Raw genomic sequence first — 25,543 nt, 5'->3', positions numbered from 1 at the left:
AGACATTGACGGGCCTATCAGCCATGGCGACGCCTGGAGGTGGGCGGCCATCATACCCAAGGGGCGCTGGCGGCCAGACGCCGCCGCCGTGATCAGTGCCGAGGCGGACCTGGGTGGCGATCTCCTGCTTGCCCACTGGCAATAGGGGGCGCCATCGCTTAAGCCTGCGGGGCCGCGTGATGGCGAACACCCACCGTAACATATGAGATGCAAAGATGCCGCTGATTCCGGAAGATGTTGCAAGCAAGTCCGTTTTCGTCCTTGAAGACACCCTGCTGATTGCGGAGGGTATCGCCATGCAATTGCGGGGACTTGGATTTCAAGACATCAGCACCGCGCTGTCCCTGCAGGAGGCCTGGGCTGATATCGACCACGAAACACCGGATATCGCGCTGCTCGATCTCAACCTCGGCAAAGGCGAAAACAGCCTCACAATCGCCAGAGCGCTTCTGGATCGCAAGGTCGCCGTGATTGTCATTACAGGGTATGCGGGCGTCCATGAGGGGACAGATGAAGTCAGACAATCGACTGTCCTGACCAAACCGTTCAACTCCGATGAGCTTGCCACTGCGATACTGGCATCCTTGAGTTAGGACAGGCGGTCCGCGCTCGGACCTTGGCCTGCGCCAGCATATCCTGACCAAACAGGATCGCCACAGAGCCCCCCGCAGCCCGCCGGTTTCGTTGGTTCGATCTCATCGCGGCGGGGTTTTCCGGGTCATCTGCCAGCAGACCGGGGCAGGGGGCGTGCAGGCACCTCACTGTTGCGAGAGGCCCCAGGACAGCGAAAAGCGCGGTTCAGGCGCGCGCAACGACGGAGTTCAGTGATGACACAGCCCTCTTCCACGACAACCGAAGCGCTTGCGGCAGAGTATCTTCGCCTGACGCGCGAAGAGATGCCGCGCCTCGCGCGGTCGTCGCGGCCTGACTGGCCCGTCCGGGAAGATCACTGCTTTCAACGCATTGTTCTTGACGCCATCTGTGGTGGCGTCTGGTACGATCATCTGGCGCGACCGGCCTACAAAAACCTCACCAGCGATCAGGCGCGCAGGGCCGTTGCACTGTGCCAGGCGATCATCAAGGGGGAGGCGGACCTTAGTTCCTTGAACGCACAATCCTTGGCGTGGCGGGGCAAAGGCCGCTGATGGTCGCGGGGATGCCCGTTCAGCTGAACAGGAGCACAGCCCAACCGGCCAAACCGATCTGGATGAGTTGGATGACCACGGAAAGACCATGCAGGCGTTTGAACAGGGTCTGATCCTCCCGATCGGTTGCGGCGTTAATCTGCGGCATGAGCACCTGCCGCGCATAGATCGTCGCGAGACAGATCAGCCCCAGAAGACCCGCCGCAAGCCCGGACACGCCCAAGGCCACCAGCGCGCAGATGGCGGACAGCAGGATAATAGCCAGATAGTAATAGGGAAATGTGCCACGCAGCAGCGGGCGCACCTGGGCCATGGGCAGTTGTTTGAACAGGACAGGTGCGAAACCAAAGCTGAAGAACGTCATTCCTCCGAACAAAAGGGCTGTCAGCAGCAATGCAAATTCGGTCATGTCAGTGCTCCGGTCTGATGGGGTCGGGTGACGCGGGACTTAGCGTGCAATGGTAGGAGGTCACGGAGCCTTGGCGAGCCGGGCAAGATCTGCCCGGTCAACGGCGAGACGGACACCCAGAGTGCCTGTGCCGTCACCAACCGGGACCTTGCGCAGATAGATCTCGGCGGCGTCAATGGCGGTATAGCGTGCGCAGAGCTGGGCAATCTGGGTGACAAGCCACTCCTGCGTGTCGCGATGGCCCTGACCTGCCAGATGTCTGATGTCGGCGACCAGATCGTCGTAGTCGAAGACCTGCGCCATACTGTCGCCCTCGATCAGCACCAGCGTCGGCGCAATTGCCAGCGTCAGGTCGAGCACATGGTGATCAGGCACCACATCACCCGGCCCATATGTGCCGATATCGGTCTTGAGGATCAGGTCTTTCAGCTCAATTGAACTCTGGGTGGTCACGACTTTACTCCGCTGATGCATGTCCGCAGCGCACATGAGGACGCTCTGGCGGGGACGTAGGGGCGATACGCCTGCAGGCAATTGCGCTGGAGCTGATCGCCGCACCCGATATCTGCACTCGGAATAAGCCAACCGACAGCCGCCCGCGGAAAGGTCTGATCCGATTGGTGCTGAGGATTACGCGCGAACCTGCAAGACCAAAGGTTGCGGCATCTCCTGGCTGCTGCTGATCTGGGCCAGCTGCGACGCGGGCGCAGACGTGCAATCGGGCGCACTTGGCCGGATGTCCCTTGCGCAGAACGCCAAGCCGCTCTGCACCAGCATCGACCAGGTGCAGGACCATGCGGCCCGCTGGCTCACTCAAGCAGTGTCCTGGGGTCAATGGCGGACACGGTCTCGTCATACAAAAACAAAAGGCCAGACATCGGCATCGGGAGAAAGGCCTCAATAAAGAAACGGAAAGGAATTTAGTTTCCACTAACGCGCCCTTCCAAAAAGGGGAATTACCCTAGCCTGTCCAATGGACGCTCACATCCGATAGGATTCGATAGCAAAAAGACCACTCTGCACAGAATTGCATCTGGCGATCAAAGAAAGCAAAAAAATATTTGGTGTTTGGGGCCTGGCTCGGTAGGCTCAATTAGGGAAAACGCGGGGACGGTATGACTTCTGAAATTAGAAAATACAAAAATTTGTGGCGACCTGTTGGTCTTTGTACAGCTGCGGCTATTTTTCTTGGGGCCTGCGATCCGTCAACGGTGCAGCTGCCCCAGGGATTCCCGGGTGGTGGCGGTAGTAATGCATGCTCGCAAGAACAAAGTGCCTTCAGGGCGTCCGCGCGTACAGCTCAAGCTGCCAACCTTGGATTCCAGTTTGAACAAAGCGGACTTTCCGGCGCTCTTTCTTCTGTGGGCCTGAACCCTCTGGACCGCCTGCTTCAGAACAACTTCATTGGCACAGTCCAGAAGATTTCTGCAGCACTTGATCTGGATGCGAAGAACCTCGCCCAGACGGCCACAGCCCTGGACCGCGTATACGATTGCCGCGCTGCGCGCGCGCGTGTCCTGCGCCAATCGGCCGGTGGGAGCATTCCGAGGGATGAGGCCAGAACCGAGATGCAGGCGCTTCGCAAGCAGATGGCTGCCGACCTGTCGCTGGCGGAGAATGTGCTCGGCAAGGTTGACAAGCGGCGTGACAATTTCCGGCTTGCAACTCGAAAAGCGCGCAGCGAGGCGACAACAAGTTCGGAGCGCGCGGAGGTAAGCAAGGCCGAACGGTCATTGCAATCCAGCCAGACGTCTTATCGGCAGTCTGAACGTCGTGTCTCGAATGTAAAAACGGCCTCAGCTGGATCTGCGTTTATTATCTCTCTCAACTGGATCATTGATCGGGTCCGAACGCTTTACGCCTGAGGGAAAGGCTGGCGGGCGCTGGAATTATCCCGGAGGTACAATGATCAGGTTTGTTCTATTTCTATTTGCGATTTGCTGTGCCCTGCCGGATTGGGGCGCAGCGCAGGAGAGGCACAGCATATTCAAACTGGATCTGTCGCATCATGCGTCTTCAATAACCCGCCTTGCGGTTTTTGAAGAGAATGAAATTGTCGTTACGGTCGGTTTGGATCGAGCGGCGCGCTATTGGGACCTCGAAAGTGGCGAGTTGCTTGCGACATCGCATCTTCCGGCAGACAGTGGCCGCGCCGGCGAAATCACAGCGGTTGATGTGACACCCAGTGGCTTTGTGCTCATGGCCGCGAAACCAACCGAGTTCTTTTCGAATGCCGCCAGCAGTTTCTTTATCAGCAACACAAGCACCGTCAGTATCCCCTACGTCACAGGAGGAACGGATCTGACGGTCACCGACATTGCATTTGACCCCGTCAATCGATTGATTGCAGCAGTGGCGGGCGACGAACTCATCATTTATGATGCGGTTTTTTCGGTTCTTTCTGTCCAGCGACGCGAAGCGCTTTACTCATGGGCTGATTTCACCGCTGATGGGCGGCTCGTCACCGTTTCCGAAGACGGGCTGGTCGAATTGCTTAGCATTGATCCGGCGTCGGGCGATACAACAGCAATAGCGCAAATCAGAACGGGCGATCAGGTTCCGTTCTCCGCCGCAGTAAATCCGGCGGGGGATGAAATAGCGATCGGGTTTAAGGAATCATCTACAGTTGAAGTCTTTGCATTGCCGTCTGGCAAGCGCGTGCGCAGGCTGACTGGCAACAACCTCGTTGCTGGGGCGGGTTCTTTGAACATTGTCTCATGGGCCCAGAACACAGCAGCCGGCGAAAGCGTGCTCTATGCAGGTGGAACGGCCAAGCTGGGGGATCAGAACGTTGTCGTTGCCTGGAAGAACGGCGCGGGTGCCGGATTTGCCCTTCCGGTCGCGACAGACAGTATCACGCATCTGCATGGGCTCAGTGACGGCGGCGTTCTTTTCGCATCTTCGTTTCCCTCTTGGGGGCGGCTCTTGCCAAGCGACGTGTCACATACGCAGAGCCGCGCCCCTGTCGTCACCCTTGCGTACCGCGCCGATGCAAGGAAACTTGATTTCCGGAAAATAGGTCAAGACGGCGGTTTGTCCACATCGGGCGACGGGAAGATTGTCACCTTTGTCGCAACCGATGTGGCCGGGCACACGCAGCACTATCGCTTCGACGTGGGCCGTATGATGCTCACAAACGCATCTGGCGGGCCGGGTGCGAGGGGACCGCGCGACAGCCGTGACGGTCTGCGCCTCGCTGGATTTACCGACCGTCAGATCACCGTAAACGGTAATCCCATCCTCGATCGCGATGGGTTCATGCCCTTCGGCCACGGTGAGCGTAAATTGAGCGTTGATGTTTCTGACACACGAGACGTCGCCCTGATCGGCGCAGATTTCTCACTCAGCCTTGTGGATGCAAGCGGACATGTGCTGGCCCATCGACCAATCCCGGCGGGCGCGTTTTCGGTTATCATGCTTGAAGAACAGGAACTTGCCGTGGCCGCGCTCGGCGACGGGACGTTGCGATGGTATTCGTTGCGCGCAGACAGCCCCCTCGTTGAGATCCTCTCGCTTTTTGTCGAAGGCACGTCCCAAACAGGCGTTTGGGCGGCCTGGCGTCCTGATGGGGCATTTGCGCATTCGGCTTTGGGCGGGGCAGATTTGGGCGGTTATGCAATCAATCGCGTGCGCTACACAACCACGGGCGAACCCGTAGACTTTGCATCGGGTTGGATTCCGATGGAGGCGATGTACGATCAGTTTTACCGACAAACCGAAGTCGCTCGCACGCTTGACACGCCCGAGATCTGGGCGCGCGTCGGTTCGGATCACGCGCTGAGCAATGAACTTGCGAGCTACGAATGGATCGGGGCGCGTCCGGCTCAGATCTGCCCAGGCGCATCTGAAGGCAACTGCCTTGACATCTCCTCCGGCTTGCGCCCGACGGACTTGTCCGCTGTCGACTGGACCACTTCGGATGCGGCGACGGTTGTGCTATTTGCGCCAGCAGGTGCCGCGCCCATCGCGCGACTTGGATTGTACAGAAACGGGCGCATAGCGGGCAGCTTTGTCGCTGCGGATCTTGACATCCGCTCCGTTGACAATGGCACAGAGTATCTTGTCCCGCTTGAACTTGTCGGTGGCGAAAACGCCTTTGAGCTCAGAGCATTTTCGCCGGGCGATCACTACGAAACAGTCAGGCTACCGATCCTGACCCTTCCTATTGAATTGACCAATCAGACACTCCATATTTTATCTGTCGGCATCGCAGAATACGCTGCGGATGGATTGATGCTTCTGGCCGCAGACAATGATGCCCGAGAGGTTGGCGAAGCAATCTACGGAAAACCTTCTTTCGACTACGGAGAAGTGCGTCAGCCCCGGACACTTGTGAACGAGGAGGCGACGAAACAAAGGATATTGCGCGAAATTGGAGATATAGCCGCCGAGGCCGACGGAAATGATGGCGTGATCATATACCTCTCCGGTCATGGAGAGATTGCCTCAGACGGTAGTTATACCTTTGCGTCCTACGACGTGACATCGTTTGAAACGCTTTTTGATCAAGGGTTGGGAGGCGATGAACTCACGAATGCGATCGCGTCGATAAAATCGCAAAACCTCATGTTGATAATCGATACTTGCTACGCTGATGGTTTCGATACCGACAGAATTGGCAATTTCGCACATACGCTCCAGAGCTATTTTCTGATGGCGTCTGAGGAAGACGAGCAAGCTCAGGATTTGGTTGACGGCTCTGACAATGGTGCTCTGGCGCACGTGCTATTGGAAGCCCTTCAGGGCCGCACGGACCTTCGAACTGTGGATGCACTCACGCTTGGGTCGCACGTCCTACGGCAGATGCCAGATTTGCTGGGCGAAGGGGCGCAGACCCCGACATTCCGCAATGGTGACGGCCCCCTCAGAGTATTCCCGATCGTTGAGCATGAGGAGACATGATATGACGGTTCTTTCAGCCCTCCGAACAGGCGTTTTTTCAGCCCTTCTTCTGACGTCATTTTCTGGGCTTGCCTGGGCTCATGCATGCAGGCCAACGGAAGTCGCTCTTGATATTCGCGGATCAGACAAAGTCAAAGTGATCCGGGACGGCGCGGAAACGCGCGCACTTGAAAACGGCATGCTGCTCTTCCCGGGCGATGTCCTTGAATTGCGCGACAAGGGCCGCGCTCGCGTGGAAGTGACTGTATATGCAAGTAAAAACACGGATTCCACCGATGCTCGCAGCTTTCTTACCTTTTCCGAGGGAACCAGGCATAAGGTGGCGGGTGAATGTGCCGCCTCCGGCAGCGTTGGCTGGATGATCGAATTGATGCGTATCGTTCTTGGGAATGATCCCTATCCCAAAATGCCGCAAAACCTCGTGACGCTCAGTCCAAAAAAGAGCGGAGAGAACGGGGTTGATCCCGACGCGACACCGGTCTGGCGCGGACTGCCTGATCTTCAGTATCGCCTGAGCGCTGATGCCAAGGCAATCGCGGTGTCCTGGGATGTCGTTCCGGGTAAGGTGATTTTGCAGGATGCGGCCAGCGGGGCGGAGCTTGTACAGTCGTCCTTGTCAGCCAGCGGGAGCGTGACGCTCGATCTTCCGTCCCTTGAAGCAGGCGATGAACTGTTTCTGAACGTGGAAACGAACTCCGGCAAACGTGGAGAACCACGTCGTGTTCTGATCGTGCCCGCTGGGTCACCACCGACACCAACACAGGGTGATGGCGATCTGTCGTTCGGAGACCACGCCGTGTGGATGTACGTAAAGGCGGCGCCGGAATGGCGGCTTCAGGCACTTTCGCTTCTTCACGATAGTGCCCGGAGCGACGCGCTCTCTGATTTCATGTTCCGCAAAGCTCTGACAGCGCCAACAGTAGAGTGAGTGCGCACAAAGAACCGATGACCTTGGGCAAAAAGTTCAAGGACGAGTTTCTTCACGCCCTTTTGACGGGTATTTTTGTAGCTGTTGTGCTCACGGTTGCCGCCGCAAATTTTTCCAGTGTCCAAAGGATTGAAACCTTCGGAAGAGACATGGGCGCGAGGATTGTCAATGAAACAAAAACGCTTTTTCGTTTGACCGATGCGGATCATGAGGGGTCGCGTTTTGCGCTCCTTGATTTTGACGCGAAGGTGTGCGGGGACTGGGCCGCATATACCGAAAAGCCGGACCCGACAAATTGTCATGGCGCATTGGAAGCCCCTGTCGATTATGTCGCCGATATCCTGACCGCCATTGTGCAAAGCGACGAGGAGCCAAGCCGTCTGCCTGCAGCCGTCATACTCGATATGATCCTTCCGCCGGAATTGTTTGCTGTTCCCCCGTCAGATACATTCTCCAATCTTGATGCGGCAGACAGCGCAAGTCTGGACAGGTTAAGAAAGATCATGTGTGCGAGCCCGGTGCCTTTGATCATACCTGATCAGAGCCTTCGACTTGACAATGGCCTGACCATGGATGTGCCGCCCTGGCCCGAGTTGAACATGTCGGTCTGTCCGGGGCCTCGGCTTGTCTATCGTGCAAACTTCCGTCTGCTTGACGATCCCAGGGTGGGCGACAACGCTTTGCGAATGGGTAGGTTGTTCTTCAAAACGACCGACGTGAGCAAACATCAGCCCGATGCAAGCTTAGTTGCCGCACTCCATCTCGCAGCGGCGCGCTGTGGCGGCACGGCGCGTGACCATGTGGCGGCAAACTGTTCTGCAGAGCAACGCAGGGCGGCGCAACGCGCCCTGCGTGACCAAATTGCCGAAACCTTCCCGCTGAGCGTGCTCCCCGAGCCCGCCCAACGAGAAACGTCAACCCGGCCAGAAGCTGTAGAATTTTCCCTCCTGAATGACGTCCAGAACAAGATTGCGAAAGTCGAAGGCAAGAAGGCAGGCGAGCCTGCGGGTCGCGAGACCAACAACTACGGGATGGTGGTCCATTTTCGGCTTCCGATTTTTTCGGGTTGGCGGTCGCGCAGTCACGAGACGGGCGGCCTTTTGCTCGAAGACCCGCTCTTCGCCTATGTCGGGCCAGACTGGCTGGTATTGCAGCAGAAAGATGACCTTGACGGTCTGGACAACGCGGTCGCCAACCCCATCCGTGTTCCCAGCGCCCAACTGGCGAATGCCATTGTGATGGTCGGCTCAACCGCACGTGGGACCGGCGACTGGCACGTGTCACCCATTGGCGCAATTACTGGCCCGGAAGCCTTGCTTCAGGCCGCGCATTACTACGATACCTTCGGCGTCGAAGCGTTTGAGGCAGACATCTACAAGGAAAAGAGCACCAGCGAAAAGACACTGAAATTTATGTCAAAGCTGACTTCCAAGATGGCTTATGTCGTCGTCGCTTCAGTTCTTTTTGCTTTGTTTTTCACGGCTATTCGGGAGCTCAGGGAATTTGGCTTGAAGTGGCTGTCCGACAAAAAAACTCAGTCGACGTCAAATGCTGCGGTTTTCTTTGCGCCAATTAATAGATTCTTGATCAACGTATTGTCGCTTGCCTTGGTTCTTTTAGCGGTAGGACTCACCTCTCTGGCCGTGGTCGGTGTGACGGTCCTAGTTGACCGGCCAGCTCCACAGTTCCTGATCCCGATACTGGCAGTCAGCGCGGAAGGGATACTGGCAAAGTTTCACGAGTTCATTTTTGACCATCACTAACTGTATGGCCTCGGCGTTTGAGGGTGCGGACCGAGAGTCACTTGTTCGGTCTCATGCGTCCATGACCGCTTTCGCGACACCGGCTATGCTTCCGTCAGCGCCTGATCTTGGATGCGCCGCACGGGATTGAGCAGGTAGCTCAGCACAGAACGCCCACCGGTCAGAATATCCGCCATGACGGTCATGCCCGGGCGCAGTTCGACGGCCCCGCCCGTACCAAAAGACCTTGCCGTCAGGTCAATCGTAACGCGATAGACGATTTCACCCTGTTCGTCCGCGAAGCTCGTGGGGGAAACCTGCGTCACCTTGGCAGCAATATCGCCGAAGCGCGTAAAATCATAGCTCAGCACCTTCAGGCTGGCCTCCAGTCCAGGGCGGATTGAACTGATTTGATCGGCCGAGATATTCACCACCGCGCGGTAGGAGCTGGCTGTCGGGACAATCTCAGCAATGAGTTCGTTCGGGGCGAAGACCTCGTTGGACTGCAGGACCTCAAGACGCTGTACTTTGCCTCCTGTGCGGGTGCGGACCGTCGCGCGTTCGATGCGCGCCTTTGCGTCTGCGGCGGCAGCCTTCAAAGAAATGAGCTCCTCTTCCACCTTTGTCAGGCGCACAGCGGCATCCCGACGGCTTTGCGCCAGAAGTTCGAGCTTGCGGCGATCAACTTGCTTTTGCGCCACTCTCAGGTCTGTGATGCGCCCTCTGGTTTCGGCAATGAGACTGCGGAGCTGAATGGACTCCCGTTCAAGTCTTTCCTTGTCCGTCAGACGAACCACACCGCTCGCCGCAGCGCGTGAGTATCGATTCAGTTGATCCAGAACGATTGTCTGCTCCTCAAGCAGCAGGTCTGTACGGTCGTCGAGGCTGCTTGCCTGCTGTTCCAGCCGGGACGCTTCGGCATCAAGAACGTCAAGCTGTGCTGCCAGGAAAGCTTGCTCATTCCAGAACGCTTCGGATGCGGTATCACCCTCTATCTTCTGTCCCGCGGGTGTCGCATGTTCCGCCTGCATCAGGAAGCTGACGCGCAGACGTTCGTTTTCCAAAGTGTCTATCCGCGCGTCAAGGGATCGCACTTCCCGTTCTATATGCGCGGTGTCGAACTCCAGGATGACCGCATCGGGGGGCAGCAAAGCATCGATTTGCGTGTGCAGCGACCGAACGAGGCCGCCGTCTGGATGTTCGATCCGTTCAATATTGCCCTGAAGCTCAATGACGCCCAGGCCGGATACTTTTTCCTCAACTTCCACAAGTGAGGCCCACACCAGAAAGAACGCCACCAGCATTCCGCACAGCCACACCGTCCATTGGGCCGTTCTGCTGTTGCCGACGTCGGCCAATTCCATCCCGTAGTAATCGACCGTCTCCGCCGGTCCTGGCGTCGAGCCCGGGCGATCGGCCGACGCCTGCTTGGTCGGCGGCAGCCCCTGCGTCCTTTTATCATCCCGATCCGTCATACAGCCACATTCCGTCGCTCGGCGAAGTTATGGAAAACCACATTGCGGTTCACAACTTCGATGAGGCCATCAGACCTCCGGATGATACTTGGGCGATGCGTGACAAGCAGCGTTGTCATGCGTCCGCGTCGCCGATGAACCGCGGCAAAGACGGCGGCTTCTATGCCCGGCTCGATATCTTCCGCCGCTTCGTCGATCATGAGCACCGCAGGTGACATCAGCAGGCCCTGGGCCACGGCAACCGCCATTCGGACGCCGCCGCTCAGCAAGGCCTTGTTGCTGACCGGATCAATGCGGTCGTGGATCCCCTCTGGCAGGTTTTCGATCAAATCACCCAAACCCACTTCCCGAAGCACATTTGTGATTGCGGAGTCGTTCGCAAGCGGATCGGCAAACCGCAGATTTTGCGCCAGCGTTCCGTAGATCAGCGGCGTGCGCGGTGGTACGAACACAATCCGGCGGCCCAAAAGAGAGCTTGGCAATTCGGTCAGGCAGCTGGAACCCAACCAGACACTTCCTGCTTGCGGCGGAATTTGACCCGCAAGCACACCCAGGAGCGCAGATTTTCCGGACCCTGATGCGCCGCTGACGCTGACCAGCATCCCCGGCGGCACGTTCAAAGACACACCTGCAAAGGCGGGCAGCTTGCTCGACGCGCTGCGCAAGACGATGTTCGACGCGCGCAGCAGCTGTGGTTCCGTATTCGGTTTTCCGATGTCCGGAATGACTTCCTGGCTTGGAAAGCGCATCATGGTGTCGATTTGACGGAAGAGCCGCAAGAGATCCTTCACTTTTGGCATCAGAAGAAGGCCCTGCTGAACGGGCGCCAACGCGCGCCACGTCAGCATCGTGACCGCAATCAGCGCCCCGCCGGATAAGCTGCCAGACGTCACCTGAAGCGCGCCGATGAACATGATGCTTGCCACTGAAACGGGCACGCATAGGTAGGAGATGGTTTCCAAAACCGCGGTCGCGCGGGCCAGGCGAAAGCGAGATCGCACCGCCACCGAAGCCACGCGGTGCGCCTTTTCCTTCCAGGGCCAGGCAAGCCCGTTGCGGGACAGCAGGTCACCCTTCTCGATGGCTTCCACTTGAACCTGCAGGAGCACCCGGCGTGCCGCCGAGAGATCCGCGGTGCGTCGAACAACGGCCGGCAACACGCACAGTCCAAGCGCCAGGAAGAAGAGAAGCGCCCCGATGAGCAAAAGGGCAAGCTCAACCGAAAACGCCGCAATCACTCCGATCAAAATCAGAGTGACCGGCGTTTCAAGCAGAACGGATGCAAATGGGCTGGCAAAGAGATCGCGCACCCCCTCCAATTCGCGCAAGCGCATCGTCTGCTCGCTGATGGGCGCCTGATCGATCATCTTGCGTGGCAATCGCATCAGCTTGTCGAACAGGGCGGTGCCGAGTTTATGCTCGGTTTTGCTCGCGATTTGACCGAGTGTGCGGGATCGGATGAAGCGGAAGCCATAATCGACGAGAAACATGGCGCTGACGCCGACAAGAACAGCAAGAATCACCGATGGTTGCTGGCCGCTGACAACAAGATTGAACAGGAACATGACCGCCAGTGAAAACAGCACGGTCAACGCGCCGGTCAGAAGCGTCAACACAACAAGCAGGCGCCCCTCCGCGGAAAAACTGGCGAACAAATCAGCACTGAAACCTTGATGCTTTGAGAGAACGTCTCGCTCGACCACAGGATCGGACTGCGCGCAGAACAGGATGTCGTAGGATCTGAAGGGCCAAATCTGCCGGCGCTGGTCCTCCTGCCCATGAGCTGCGGGACGGACAAGGCCGTGCGCGACACCGTCGGATTGATCGATCCGCCAGAGGTGACCGTCAAGCTCGACCAGCGTTACGGCGTTTTCGTATTCCTTGAGCTGGCGGCCCTGCAACCGACGTTTCAGGCATCTAAACCCCAGATTGCCGATCAGGCTGCGCATGTCCCGCATGACCAACCGATCAATCAAGTAAGGCATTGCCCCGGCAAGCTGGCGCGCGCTCGGCGTCCAGCCGATGGATCGCAACACATCCACCAGCAGATGCGCGTCCTGGCCGCTCATCGGACGTCCCGAAATCTTGCCTGCGATGAGACCATCTAGGATCAGATCGTAATCCCACATCGGGAAGACCCGACTGGCTGCGTCCAGGACCAGCCGACCCGGCCGCGTGCGCGCAGGCGTGGTGCGCATTCGGCCCACGTCGATGCGATCCGCATGCGTAAGCACCAGAACACCCGGGGTTCCCGCGCCTGCGGCCTCGCCCGGATAGACCCGCTGTGCCACCGTCAAGACCAGTGGCCGTTCTATGGTGGAGGTTGTGTCTTTGCGACTGTCCAAAGGCCTATACCGGGGCAGGGGCGGATGTGACCTCCGCAAGGTCAAGGGTTTTGGTCGCGAGCTTCGCGTAGGAGGGCCGGTTCGTCGTCATGATCAGGATGTGCTTGGCGGCGTTCTGACTGAACCAGTTCAGCATGCGCTTGTCCGCATCGTGATCGAGCCCGGTATAGGCTGCGCGAAAGACGATCACATCCGGTCGGGTGACGAGCCCCGAAATGTTGCTGGCGATGCGTTTGGCCGATTGAGGAATATCGGTGCTTTCCGGTTGCACCTTTGCCAGAACGCCCTTCGGGTTCTGGCGCATGATCTTTTGCAGACCGAGCTCCTGCGCCAGCTCCAACGCTCTTGAGCCATAGCGCTCGGCTTCGAACGCGCAGATGTTGTCAAACAGTGTCCCGGCCAGCAGCTGCGCCTCTTCGGGCAGGATGCGAATGCGGCGCTGACGATCCCGGAGGTCGTACTCCGCAAGATCCGTTCCGTTCACCATGATCTGCCCTTCAAGAAGAGAGGCCTCTCCCAAAAACAACCGCTCTGCGGCAATCAGCTGGACCGGGCTGTCGCTGCGCAACAAGAGGCAATCGCCGGGCTTCAAAGATAGGGTGACCCCGTTCAGCCCGAGGCCCAGGTCCGGATCAGGTGAGGTGCTGACATCCCGCAGCTCAAGACTTTCAACCCGGTCCAGCGGGCGTGATCCGTTTTGCTTCAGCGGCGCCTGCGTCAGGCTCTTGAGGTCTTCCTCGGCCTGCCGCACATTGTCGAGCTCTGCCATGAAGCCTTCCAGCCGCAGGACCGGTTGCACAATGCGCCCGCTCAACACCACAGCGGCCGCCAGCACACCCATGCTTGCCTGGCCGTCGAGAACGAGAAAACCCGCGATGGCCGCGGTCACCAAGGGGGTCAGATTTCCAACTGCAGCGGCGAGACCCTGCGCCAGATGAACATCTGCGGTCAAAACACGCGTTTGGCTCGCGGATCTTTCCAGCAATCGTTCCTGTCGTCGGCTCATCAGATCGGTGATCCCGAGCGCGCGCACCGGCATGATGTTCGCAAGAACTTCACTGAAGAAACTGTAGCGCCGCGCTTCAAGGTCGATGCGGCGCTGCCGGGCCCTGTCGATGCGCCGCCTCAGGAATGTGAGGCCAATGAAAGTCAAAGCCAGCATGGCCGCCACGACAACGGCAACCGCAGGAGCGAGCACTGCAATCACCACAAGAAACAGAAGCGCGAAGGGCAAATCGAGCAAGGCCGCGGTGGCACTGTTGCCGCTGAAGCCGCGAAGGCGGTCGATCGCGGCCATCCGGGTCATCAGCGTTCCGTGATCCGCACGTTTGCGTTGCGTGGGATCTTCCATGACCAGCGCCCACAGCGCGCGCTGATATGAGTAGACTTCGAAATCAGCCGCAAAGAACGCCAAGAGCCGGGCCCGCGCGAGGCGCAGTGCCGCATCCACCAAAAGAGCGACCATCACCATTGCCGCCAGGACAAACAGAGTTTCATAAGCTGCGTTTGGAATGACGCGGTCGTAGATCTGAAGCAGCGCGAGCGGAAGGGCAAGCGCCAGCAGATTCGCAAGGAAAGACCCCAGCACAATTGCAGGGTTCCATCGCGCAGTCTTGAGTACCGAAGCGTCGCCCATCATGCCTCTCCAAGGTCTCACTGCCTAGAGGCTTTGTCTTAAAATTCCCATAAGTTTAGACAACTACCAGCTCACGCGTTCGATATCGGCAAAGGTGATCGACCCGCCCGCGTCAAAGGTAATGACACCAGATGCGTCACTCGACAGCTCAAGATCCCCCGCGTTGACCGAGTTGATGCTGTGCCCTCCATCGAGAACCAGCGTCCATCCGTCGCCATCGTAGGTATCCGCTGCGATCTGCGAGCCCGCGCCCATACCCTCAAGAGCAATCACATCCGTCCAACCACCGCCGGAGCCGCCATCAATGGTATCATTGCCGTCACCCGCACCAACAATGAAGGTATCAGACCCGTCCCCACCAAAAATTTGGTCACGGTCTATACCACCGTCAATGGTGTCATCGCCGGCGCCACCGAGCAACGTGTCAGTTCCGCCAAAACCGCCCTCGTCAACGATGAAGTCGTTCCCATCGCCGCCATCTACGCTGTCTTCGCCCCGGCCACTGTAGATCGTATCGTTGCCCGCGCCGCCGAAGATCGTGTCACGCGAGCTTTCGGACTGAATGAGGTCGTCCCCGGCGCCAGCATCAATATAGTCATCTGACAAAGTGGTGTTGTCGCCGATGATGATTGTGTCGTTCCCCGCTCCGGTAAAGATGCGGTCGTCCGCGTCGTCGTTGTTGACGCCGCCGCCTCCATACACCAAGTCGTCCCCGGCGCCCCCGGTGATTGTGTCATGTCCTCCCTCGCCGAACAGGACCAGGCCCGAACTATCGAGGCTCGCATCGATCACGTCATCGTTGTCCGTGCCAGCCACGGCCTCAAACGCATCAAAGGTCCCCGAGACGCCGCCGGTCGATGTGAAGCTGCCCGCATTGTCGCCGCTGAAAGTGACGTTAATTGCATCGGCGCCGTTGTTCGAAAGAACCAGCGTGTCGGTCCCACCGCCGCCCGACAGCTGATTGTTCACCCCATCGTTGGTATCGAGAATGAGAAGATCGTCGCCCAGACCGCCATCAAGCGTATCCGTTCCGTTGCCTGCTCTTATGGTGTCGTTCCCGGTGCCAGCATCGACAAAGTTGTTGTCCTGGTCCACATCAATGAGGTCATCTCCGGCACCGCCGAAAATCGTGGCATTGCCCTCGACATCTTCCATGGTGTCGTTGCCGCCCCCCAGCTCGAAGACGCTTGCCGATTTGAACCGGTTGGTGTCGATGAAATCGGCGCTGTCACTGAGGATGAGGCGCTCAATCTGCGAGAAGGTGATAGTATCGCTGCCGGTGGTGATCGTACCCGCTTCGATGCCGCTGTAGGTCACGGTCACCGGACCGGTCAGCGCAGAAAGGTCAATGACATCATTGTCGGTTCCGCCTTCGCCGCCGACAATGATGTCACTGCCAAAGCCGTCTTCGACCACGAAGCTGTCGTCATCGTCTCCGCCGTCCAGGCTGTCATTTCCGGCCCCCCCTCTCAGGGTGTCAGACCCCGCGCCGCCGCGCAGAACGTCGTCATCCTCTTCCCCGGTGAGGCTGTCGTCACCGGTGCCGCCGTCCAGGGTGTCGTCGCCGAAAGACCCGATGAGCGTATCGGCACCCGCCCCGCCAATCAGCGAGTCATTGCCTGCATCGCCGTCAAATTCATCGGCTGCACCGCTGCCGATCACCGTATCCGCCCCGCCGCCGAGGCGCGCGGTAAGACCGTCTGTATCAAGCTGGGCGTCGATACTGTCGTCGCCCTGCGACCCCCAGATATCGCTGAACTCGCTGAACGTGCCCGACGCGCCATCTGCGGAGATGAAATTCCCCGTGTTCGCGCCCGTAAAGGTCACGTCCACCCCATTGATGCCCGTATCGATATCGAGGGTATCATTGCCGGTGCCGCCGGTCAGAACCAGGCCCGCACCATCATCGCTGTCCACCTCGACCCGATCATCGCCGGCACCCAGATCGATGGTATCGTTTGCACCGTGCACAAACACCCTGTCATCGCCAGCGCCCGACGAGATGCTGTCGGCCCCATCGCCGCCTTCAATGGTGTCATCGCCAGCGCCCCCGTCGATGCTGACCCCGGCGGTGTCAGCTGTCGCATCCACAACATCGGCCTGATCCGTCAGGACCAGCCGCTCGATCTCCGAGAAGGTGATCGTATCGACCCCATCGGTGATCGTGCCCGCCTCAGCACCGGTATAGGTCACTGTGGCCGCACCCGTCAGCGCCGAGAGATCAATGACATCGTCATCCGTGCCACCTTCGCCGCCGGTGATGGTATCATTGCCGAAGCCGTCTTGGAGGGCGATGCGGTCCGCGCCGTCGCCACCTGTCAGGTTGTCTGCACCGGCACCCCCGGTCAGAGTGTCATCCCCTGCGCCCGCATCAATGGTGACGCCCGCAGTGTCGGCTGTCGCATCGACGCTATCTGCCTGATCGGTCAAGACCAGACGTTCCACCTGTGAGAAGGTGATCGTGTCAGTGCCGTCCGTGATCGTGCCCGCCTCATCGCCGGTATAGGTCACAGTCCCCGGTCCGGTGAGGCCCGATTGGTCAATCACATCATCGTCCGTGCCGCCTTCGCCACCGATGATGGTATCTGCCCCGAAGCCATCAGAGACAACAAACCTGTCCGCGTCGTCACCGCCATCGAGCAGATCAGACCCGGCCCCGCTGAGCAGCGTGTCGTTGCCGGTGCCGCCCGTCAGTGTGTCCGCGTCGGCGCCCCCATCCAGCGAATCGTCGCCCGCACCGCCGTCGAGCGTATCATTGCCCGTACCGCCGACGACAACGTCAGCGCCGGTGCCCGCGTCGATGGAATCGTTGCCGCCATCTCCATAGATTGTGTCATTGTCGGCACCGCCGAACAGGCTGTCGTTGTCTGCGCCGCCATAAAGAAGATCGGCCCCGTTGCCTCCGAACACTGTGTCGTCGCCGTCATTGCCGCGGAGCGTGTCATTGCCGCCGCCGCCCGCGATGGAATCGTTCCCGCCATTCCCCTCAATGGAGTCCGCGCCGGTACCGCCTATGATCGTATCGTTTCCGTCCCCCAAAAGGAACGTTCCGCCATCTGTGTCCGTCGATGCATTGATCGAGTCAGCGAGGTCGGTGCCTTCGATGTTGCCAATGTCCGAGAACGTCCCGGCCGAGCCGTCTGCCGACGAGAAGCTGCCAGCGTTGTCGCCGCTGAAGGTCACCGTCGCCCCATGGGTGGAGCTGTTGAAATCGAGTGTGTCGTCGCCGGTGCCACCCGAAATAACATTGCCCGCGCCGTCGTTGGCAACCGTGATGCGGTCATCACCGGCCCCGGCATCAAGTGTATCCGCACCAAGACCGCCGGAGATCGTGTCGTTTCCTGCACCGCCGGTGATCACGTCCTCTTCCGAGGTGCCCACGACATTCTCGGCGGCGCCTGCCACGGTATAGCTGCCCTCGAAGTCATTGACGTTGATCGTCAGAACCTGGTCATGGGTGTTGCCGCTGATATCCGTGGTGCGAACCGTGACGGTGAAGCTCGTGTCGGTCTCGAAGTCGATGGTCTGGCCGGAGCGCACGCGGATCTCATTGCCGACAATCTCAAAATTCCCGGAAGGATCGGCGACCAACGAATAGCTGTGAGCATCCCCCGCGCCGCTCGCATCCGTGGTCTGAAGCACGCCCACGGTGCTGCCCGAGGGGTCGTAGGCCGTCGCAATTGTGCCGCCATCGGCAACCGTCTCATTGACCGAGCCGCCACTGGCAAAGCTGACCGCTGTCGGCGCCGAACCGTCGGCATAGGCCTCGATCTGGTCCTTTGTGTAGGCGGTGCCGTCGAAGATGAAGTTCTCCACCCCGGTGACAGTATCGGCCCCTTCGTCCAGGCCGTCCGCAAGATCGGTGTCGGTGATGGTAAAGGTATCCGTGCCGCTGTCATAGGTGATGGTGAAATCCGACAGATCGCCATCATAGATGGCGATGTCCGCATTTCCCGCGCCACCGTCGATGCTGTCATTGCCTGCCCCGCCGGTCAGCGTGTCCGCACCGTCACCCGCATTGATCGTGTCATTGCCGGTGCCACCATCCAGACTGTCGTCGCTCCCGGCGCCGCCGGTATCGGTGATCAGGTCATCGCCTGCTCCGCCAGAAATGGTATCCCCGTCGTTGGACGACCCACCGCTCAGCGTGTCGTTGCCAGAGCCGCCAATGAGAGTGTCGCTGCCCGCACCCGCATCAACATCGACACCCGCCGTATCCGCAGAGGCGTCAACTCTGTCCGCCTGATCCGTGAGGCTGAGCCGCTCGATCTCTGAGAAGGTGATCGTGTCCGCGCCACCGGTTATCGTGCCGGCCTCATCGCCAGTGTAGGTAACCGTGACCGGGCCGGTGACCGAGGTGAGGTCGATCTCATCGGCGTCCGTGCCGCCTTCGCCGCCCACGATCGTGTCGTCCCCCCCGCCGTCCTGAACGAGGAAGGTATCCGCATCGTCACCGCCACGGATGCTGTCATCCCCAGCTCCGCCAGAAATCGTGTCAGCACCCGCGCCACCATCAATGGTGTCATCTCCGGTGGTGATCCGGTCATTGTCCGCATCAATGAACCCCAGCGACATCGCGTCATTGCCCGCCGTGCCGTCCACCACGCCGTCAGGAAAGGAACTGCCCAGGGTTTCGATGCCTGAGAAATTCACCGTGACGGTGTCACCAGCGGCATTCTCAAACGTGAACGACCCGCTCAAATTGCCGGAGCCGTCATCTGTTGGCCCGCTGACCCAGGTAAAATTCGTCAGCGCGACCCCGTCGAGCGTGTCCACACCGCTGCCTGTACCACCACTGACTGTGATCGTGCCCGGGCCATCCGTCTCATTGCCGTCGATGATGAAGGTGTCACTGCCCGCGCCGCCCGACAGCGTGTCGTTGCCGCTGCCTGCCGCGAGCGTATCGTCACCCGCGCCCCCATCCACGTTGATCGCCGCCGCACCTGTGCCCGCGTTGACCACATCCGCCTGATCCGTCAGCGTCAGTTCTTCGACTTCGGAGAAGGTGATCACGTCCGAACCATCGGTGATCGTGCCCGCTTCGTCACCGGTATAGGTGACTGTCACGGGGCCGGTCACGCTTGACAGATCAATCTCGTCCCTGTCGGTGCCACCTTCGCCGCCAACCACGGTGTCATTGCCAAAACCGTCTTCAGCGATGAAGGTGTCGCTGCCCGCGTCACCGCTCAGGCGGTCGTCGCCCGCACCGCCCCGAAGCGTGTCATCGCCGTCGTTGCCAGAGATCGTATCGGTGCCTGCGCCGCCTGACAGGCTGTCCGCGCCAAGCCCGCCGCTGATCGAGTCATTGTCGCTGCCGCCAGACAAGGTGTCCTGACCGTCGCCGCCCAGCAGCGTGTCATTCCCGTCGCCGCCGTCGATGAGATCGTTCCCATCGCCGCCGATGACGCTGTCCGCACCAGACCCGCCGTCGATGGTGTCATTGCCATCTGCGGCCGAGATCGTATCAGCCCCACCGCCGCCGAGAATTGAGTCATCTCCGTCGCCCGTTGAAATCGAGTCGCTGCCAAGGCCGCCGTCAATCGTATTGGCACCCTGACCTGCATCAATCGTATCGTTGCCGCTGCCGCTATCGACGGAATCGTTGCCCAGCCCGCCCAGAACGCTGTCATCTCCGCTGCCGCCAAGGACCGTGTTGTCCCCATCCCCCACATCGACATCGATGCCGACGCCATCCGCTGTCGCATCCACGCGATCCGATTGATCGGACAGAACGAGCCGTTCGACCTCAGAGAAGGTGATCGTATCGCTGCCATCGGTGATCGTACCCGCCTCATCGCCGGTGTAGGTGACGGTCACAGGACCGGTCAGCCCGGAGAGGTCGACCACGTCGTCATCGGTGCCAACGCCCGCGCCTTCACCGCCGACAATCGTGTCATTGCCAAATCCGTCCGCGACAATGAACGTGTCACCATCATCCCCCCCCGAGAGGCTGTCGGCTCCGGCGCCGCCCAAGAGGCTGTCGTCGCCCGCGCCGCCGGAGACCGTGTCACCGCCAGATCCGCCTCTGATCGTGTCATTGCCATCGCCGGACAAAATGTTGAGCCCCGCGCTGTCCGCCGTGCCATCGACGCTGTCGGCGCCTGATGTCAGTTCCAGCCGCTCGATCTCTGCGAAGGTGATCGTGTCGGCGCCATCAGTGATCGTGCCCGCCTCATCGCCGGTGTAGGTCGCCGTCACCGGGCCGGACAGCTGGGCAAGATCCACCACGTCGTCATCCGTGCCGCCCTCGCCGCCCGTCAGCGTGTCGTCACTGAAATTGTCGAAAACCCTGAAGGTGTCCGCGCCGGCACCGCCGCGCAAGTCATCGGCCCCGCTACCGCCTTCCAGCGTATCATCGCCACCTTCCGCGTCGACGGTGAGACCCAAGCTGTCCAGACGCCCAAAGACAGCATCATCAAACTCGGTGAGCGTCCAGGTAGTTGTGTTGTCGAAGGCGACAAGTGAGACCCCATTGTCGACGGTTCCTTCACCATCGCCTGTGTAGGTCACTGTGAGCGCTCCTGAAGGTGCCGGGGCAGCGCCAGACCCTCCATTGTTCGAGTTGAGCCCCAGGTCGCCGGGAGAGCCCGATCCCACGCCACCGCTGGCCGCACCGTCTGTCGCAGGCGTATCCGCACCAGCCTCGGGCATGGCAAACGGCGCCGCCGGACCGGGCACAAAGCTCGGATCTGCATCCCGCGGCCCGGAAACAACATCGCGGATCTGCGCAGGATCCAGTTCGGACTGCGAAATCGCATCGCTCGGCGGCGGCACCGAGATGAAGGCCTGATCCATCGGCGGGCCGACGTCGACAAATGCGCCATGAGGGCCTTTGGCCGAGATCGAGGCGGCGCTCAGCCTAACATCTGGTGCACCCGGCGGGGCGAACGCTGCAACCGCTTCGGGCGAGTACAGGGACGGTTCACCACCTACCTGGAAAATCGCCAGCCCGCCAAGAAAGCCTGCGGAGCCGGATGTCGCCTCCGCGTGCTCTCCGGCACCATCAATCGGCTGAGAGGCATTTGCCTCCCGGCTTTTCTGCTCTGCCTGATTGGCTTTTGCACGCGCTGTACCCAGCGCCGCGGACTGATCCGACTTGCTACTCATGACCCATACCACTCTCGGCTCACATAAGAGCCATTCACCCACCTTCTGGAATGCGCGGAAAAGCTTACCAGTGGGTTAACAGAATAAGAATATTGTGAGGCTTTTTGCACAGGCCGGTGTGAAAACGGTGAAGGCGGAAGATGTGCCCGATGCGCTCGACCTGGCGCCGTGGGTTTCGGGTTGTGATCAGGTGCGGTTCTGCACAAGCCGCGCCTGCTACCCGGACAACGGCGCCAGTTACATCTCGGCGACTCTAGCGGATTGGCTGGAAGATCGGCAGGTGGATCATGTCCACGGTGCCCCGTATCACCCACAAATCCGGGGGGCCATCCAACGTCGGCACCACACGCTCAAAAACCGCGCCGTGCCGGAAAACCACCACTTGCCTGGCGATCCAAGGCGACAGCTCGACGCTTTCGCCGACCACGACAACCACAAGCGCTATCATGAGAGCCTCCAAACCTGACCCCGGCTGATGTCCAATTCGGGCGCGGCTGAACCATTCTGAGACAGCGTCCCTCTCATTGGTTGCTTCGCAATCAATACCCGGTCAATGGAAAGGATCAAACAGAACACCATCGAAACCCGGCGTTTGTTTCACCGCAAATCCGCCGCACAATCAATCAAACCAGACAAACCAAACTCTCAATTCGTTCATGTCTCAAGTGGCACCAAAAATCCTGGCATCGGACAGCCCTTTTTAGGCTCAGGGTTCATTAATTTCGGACAGATGACGCGCTGCAAGGCTCAAGAACGAGGGGGAAACATGTCTGATCCCTTCTAGCTATCTGATGCGTAAATGGCGCATCTCGCGCGCTGCTTTCCGGAGTCCCAGGGCAAACCTCGCGTCGATGACAGGTGGGTATTGCCAGGTATAGTCTTCATCAATTTCAGTGGGTTACCTTGGTGTACTGCACCCCACTCATCGAAACTGTGTTTCGACTGCCGGGCAATGGATGCAATTTGCTTGAGGGCACATCGTGAGATATTATGACCCCGTATCGTGCGGAGCACCGAATTCCGTTGGTCTGTTGATGGCGTCAGCTCTTTCCCAGCAAACCCTTCAGAACGACGTTGTCCAACATCTGATCCGCCAGAAGGCGTTTGAGCTGCGCGTTCTCGTCCTCCAACGCCCGTAACTTGTCGCCATTGTTGCTCGAACCAATGGTGCAATCAATGGAGACCGTCCGACACTTCCATACCGCCATACTTCGATTTGAACTTGTAGAATGTGCCCTGGCTCACAGGCCATGCATGCGGCAACCCTCCGCCGTCGGCATCTCGACTGTTGAGAGCCACATTCGGACCCTCTTAGAATCATGGCCCGGTGCGCGTTTTGTCTCCGTCACGGACAATGTCCGGGCGGTGGACAAGGCGTCCGCCCATCGACGAGCTTTCGGGTTGCTCCCTCAGGCCCGGCACCCGCCTTTGACCTTTGCTCTAAGATCTACGGATTGGTCTCCAAGCCATCCAGCACGCGCGTCAACGCCGCCGCGAACGCGCGTAGGGCTTCACTATGGTAGACGCCCGCGCGCTGTACTGTGCCGATCTTGCGGATATACTCGAAGCCTTTGATGTCAAACGTTGCAAGATCGTAGTGGCGGTAGCTGCTGAGACTTCTTTCAGGCAGCAGGCTGAGAACGCCATAGTCACGGACATAGCGCCCCACCACGGACGGGATGTTGGTGATCATCCTGTAGCGTGGCAGCGCCTGCCGATTGACCAGCAAAAACGCCTCAAGCGCACTGCGGACGATTTCGCCACGTTCTGGCACCACCCAAGCCGTGCCCACAAGCTCGGGCAGCGTGACTTTGCGCCCGGCAAATTCATGATCGGCATTACACAGTCCGACGATCCGGTCGGTTGCGAGGACGACGGTCTGAAAGTTGTCATCCGTTTCAAGACGGTTTGTCATCCCAAACATCAGGTCGATCCGGTTCTCCAAAAGCGCGGCGGTCAGACCTTCGGCATAGTCGGTCATCAAGAGCGTCTCAATCTGCGGATAGTCGTTCTCCAGCTCGCTCAGTGCCTGTTCGACAACCTCCACCAGGGCCTGCCCCACGCCAATCCTCAGGCGACCTGCCGCGCCCGACGCGATCGCGGAGAGATCCTGTCGTGATTGCTCGATGTCCAGGAGAATCCGTCTGGCATGACGTTCCAGAGCGCGCCCGAACGCCGTGGGCGTCACGCCGCGCGGCTGACGGTCGAACAGGGTGACACCGTATTCATCCTCCAAAGCGCGAATGCTCTTTGACAGCGCGGGTTGGCTTAGGTTGATCGCCTCTGACGCCTTGAGAAGTGACCCGTGCTCGAAGACGGCAACGAAATGCCCGTATCGTTTTGCAGACGACATGTGCCCATCCTCCCGCGCCGGAAAGGTATTCCCAAAGGGTGTGTAAATCAAAAGAAAAGAAGCTTTTCTGAAGTTTTCACCACATGTGAGATTGGCGAGACCCGTTGGAGGAGAGGGCCACGAAATGACTTTGACAAAACTCAAGACATCTATGATCGGTGCGACCTTTCTCGCAGCGTTTGGGACGACAGTCCTTGCTGCGGATCAGGTGCCCATCAATGTCGTCATCAACCAATCGCCCTGGCTGGCAGGGTTTGCCGCCGTTGCTGATCTTTATGAAGAATAGACCGGGAATGAGATCAATCTCGACGTCAACCCCTATGCCGGCAGTCTCGAAAAACAGCGCAATGCCGTGCGGTCTGACGAAAGTGAGTATGATCTTCTGACTATCAACGGGATTTTCTACCCCGAGATGTATGTTGGAGGGTTTCTGGAGCCCTTGAAGAACATCGATCCCGGCTTTGAGCTGAACGACCAGGTCTATGAGTTCGGCGGTACGCCTTGGTTTGACAGCGCGAGTGGCGCCATCGGAAAAGAAACCGGAGAGCTGCTGACCGTTCCCATAAACCCCAACATCACCTTGATGTTTTACCGTAAGGATCTCTACGACAAGCACGGGCTGGATGTCCCCCAAACCTTTGCCGATTGGGAAGCCAATGCGGCGATGCTCCAGGAGAAAGAAGGCGTCCTGGATGTCGCGCAGCGTGCAGGTCGCGGCACAGTGTCCATCACCTGGGATTTTTTCCCTTTCATCGAGGGCTATGGCGGGTCCTATTTCAGAGACGTGGCGGGCGGTGACTATTTCGTCACGATCAATAGTGAAGAGGGCCGCACCGCGCTGGAGACCTATGTTCGGATGGCCAATGAGCTTGGCCCGGAGAACACGGCGAACCTCGCCCAGGGTGATCTGATCCAGCTTCTGGTGACAGGAAAGGTGGCGCATACTGTTCTGCCTGCGGCGGCCTGGGCGCAAATGGATGATCCCAACAAATCAGCGGTCATCGGCAAGGTGGGCTATGCCATCCTGCCTGCGGCTGAAGGCTTCACCTCCACCCCCTCACTGGGGCACTGGCTTGGCGGCATTCCAAAGAACCTGCCGGATGATCACAAGGCGGCGGCCCTTGCGTTCTTGTCATGGTTCCAAAAGCCTGAAACGCAGATCGCCTATGCGGAATTGGGCGGCGCGCCTGTGAGTGCGGCCGCCTACGAGTCGGATTTCGCCGAAAAACCGGAGAACCGCTATATGCGGGCCATGCGCGAGGGGCTTCCCCTGGCGGGGGCGATGTGGGCCATCCTGGAGGGGGCCGAACTTGCCGCTGTCATGGAACTGGGTCTGAATGCCGCCGTTGCGGGAGAGATGTCTGTAACGGAGGCGCTGAACTCCATGGCGGCCGATCTTGAAGAGATTCTCGCCGGCGCCGGTTACGAAACGGGTCGCCTGCCGGATTTGGAATGAACGCGTCAGAACCACGGACAGGGCGCGATCATCACGGCGCGCCCT

The 25,543-nt window shown here is 59.3% G+C and carries 15 protein-coding genes and 2 pseudogenes; 9 read left to right on the top strand and 8 right to left on the bottom strand.

Features of this window, described 5'->3' with window-relative positions; translation table 11 throughout:
* Window positions 1-215 precede the first annotated feature (215 nt).
* Window positions 216-593 (top strand): response regulator, encoded by a 378-nt coding sequence (locus So717_RS18530; protein WP_159980113.1) that lies wholly within the window; start codon window positions 216-218, stop codon window positions 591-593.
* Window positions 594-827: 234 nt separating this feature from the next.
* Window positions 828-1,145, top strand: a complete 318-nt coding sequence (locus tag So717_RS18525) for a hypothetical protein (protein WP_159980112.1) — start codon at window positions 828-830, stop codon at window positions 1,143-1,145.
* A 19-nt stretch (window positions 1,146-1,164) separates the two neighbouring features.
* Here So717_RS18525 and So717_RS18520 read toward each other — a convergent pair whose 3' ends face one another.
* Together So717_RS18520 and So717_RS18515 are read right to left on the bottom strand one after the other, a co-directional pair.
* Window positions 1,165-1,554, bottom strand: a complete 390-nt coding sequence (locus So717_RS18520) for a DUF4149 domain-containing protein (protein WP_159980110.1) — start codon at window positions 1,552-1,554, stop codon at window positions 1,165-1,167.
* A 60-nt stretch (window positions 1,555-1,614) separates the two neighbouring features.
* Window positions 1,615-2,007: a dihydroneopterin aldolase gene (locus So717_RS18515; protein WP_159980109.1), complete on the bottom strand. Its 393-nt coding sequence runs from the start codon at window positions 2,005-2,007 to the stop codon at window positions 1,615-1,617.
* 662 nt (window positions 2,008-2,669) lie between these two features.
* Here So717_RS18515 and So717_RS18510 point away from each other — a divergent pair.
* The 4 genes from So717_RS18510 to So717_RS18495 are packed head-to-tail and all read left to right on the top strand — an operon-like array spanning window position 2,670 to window position 9,147.
* Window positions 2,670-3,419: a hypothetical protein gene (locus tag So717_RS18510; RefSeq protein ID WP_159980107.1), complete on the top strand. Its 750-nt coding sequence runs from the start codon at window positions 2,670-2,672 to the stop codon at window positions 3,417-3,419.
* Window positions 3,420-3,459: 40 nt separating this feature from the next.
* A complete protein-coding gene (locus tag So717_RS18505) occupies window positions 3,460-6,456 on the top strand; it encodes a caspase family protein (RefSeq protein WP_159980105.1) in 2,997 nt (998 codons plus the stop codon).
* Window position 6,457: 1 nt separating this feature from the next.
* Window positions 6,458-7,384, top strand: coding sequence for a hypothetical protein (locus So717_RS18500; protein ID WP_159980103.1), 927 nt, complete (start codon window positions 6,458-6,460; stop codon window positions 7,382-7,384).
* The gene (locus So717_RS18495) at window positions 7,381-9,147 is read left to right on the top strand and encodes a CHASE2 domain-containing protein (protein WP_159980101.1); all 1,767 of its coding nucleotides are present in this window, start codon (window positions 7,381-7,383) and stop codon (window positions 9,145-9,147) included. Before So717_RS18500 ends, So717_RS18495 begins: the two co-directional genes overlap by 4 nt.
* Window positions 9,148-9,230: 83 nt before the next feature.
* Here the strand turns inward: So717_RS18495 and So717_RS18490 are convergent, their stop codons facing one another.
* From So717_RS18490 to So717_RS18475, 4 genes are read right to left on the bottom strand one after another with little or no spacing between them, the layout of a single operon-like run.
* The gene (locus So717_RS18490) at window positions 9,231-10,601 is read right to left on the bottom strand and encodes a beta-barrel domain-containing protein (RefSeq protein WP_159980099.1); all 1,371 of its coding nucleotides are present in this window, start codon (window positions 10,599-10,601) and stop codon (window positions 9,231-9,233) included.
* Window positions 10,598-12,946 carry an ATP-binding cassette domain-containing protein gene (locus tag So717_RS18485; RefSeq protein WP_159980097.1) on the bottom strand — a complete coding sequence of 783 codons (2,349 nt, stop codon included), beginning with the start codon at window positions 12,944-12,946 and terminating at the stop codon, window positions 10,598-10,600. The genes So717_RS18490 and So717_RS18485 overlap by 4 nt, the downstream gene beginning before the upstream one ends.
* Before the next feature lie 4 nt (window positions 12,947-12,950).
* Window positions 12,951-14,585 carry an ABC transporter transmembrane domain-containing protein gene (locus So717_RS18480; protein WP_238841063.1) on the bottom strand — a complete coding sequence of 545 codons (1,635 nt, stop codon included), beginning with the start codon at window positions 14,583-14,585 and terminating at the stop codon, window positions 12,951-12,953.
* A gap of 60 nt (window positions 14,586-14,645) precedes the next feature.
* Complete coding sequence (locus So717_RS18475; RefSeq protein ID WP_159980093.1) at window positions 14,646-21,689, bottom strand: calcium-binding protein; 7,044 nt, start codon at window positions 21,687-21,689, stop codon at window positions 14,646-14,648.
* A 124-nt stretch (window positions 21,690-21,813) separates the two neighbouring features.
* On the opposite strand from So717_RS18475, the pseudogene So717_RS22780 reads away from it, so the two are divergent.
* A pseudogene (locus So717_RS22780) lies at window positions 21,814-22,305 on the top strand (integrase core domain-containing protein); the annotation flags it as partial.
* Window positions 22,306-22,667: 362 nt separating this feature from the next.
* On the opposite strand, the pseudogene So717_RS22405 reads toward So717_RS22780, so the two are convergent.
* A pseudogene (locus tag So717_RS22405) lies at window positions 22,668-22,969 on the bottom strand (transposase); the annotation flags it as partial.
* A gap of 167 nt (window positions 22,970-23,136) precedes the next feature.
* The gene (locus So717_RS18460; protein WP_159980089.1) at window positions 23,137-24,042 is read right to left on the bottom strand and encodes a LysR family transcriptional regulator; all 906 of its coding nucleotides are present in this window, start codon (window positions 24,040-24,042) and stop codon (window positions 23,137-23,139) included.
* 151 nt (window positions 24,043-24,193) lie between these two features.
* Between So717_RS18460 and So717_RS22585 the strand changes: the two genes are divergently transcribed.
* Together So717_RS22585 and So717_RS18455 are read left to right on the top strand one after the other, a co-directional pair.
* On the top strand, window positions 24,194-24,328 hold the full coding sequence (locus So717_RS22585) for a hypothetical protein (protein WP_275113685.1): 135 nt from the start codon (window positions 24,194-24,196) through the stop codon (window positions 24,326-24,328).
* 12 nt (window positions 24,329-24,340) lie between these two features.
* On the top strand, window positions 24,341-25,498 hold the full coding sequence (locus So717_RS18455) for an extracellular solute-binding protein (protein WP_159980222.1): 1,158 nt from the start codon (window positions 24,341-24,343) through the stop codon (window positions 25,496-25,498).
* The last annotated feature ends 45 nt before the right edge of the window (window positions 25,499-25,543 follow it).

It is taken from the genome of Roseobacter cerasinus (assembly GCF_009811755.1).
Taxonomy (GTDB): domain Bacteria; phylum Pseudomonadota; class Alphaproteobacteria; order Rhodobacterales; family Rhodobacteraceae; genus Roseobacter; species Roseobacter cerasinus.
Note: the sequence above shows the minus strand (reverse complement) of the source record. Positions and strands in the feature narration are given on the sequence as shown.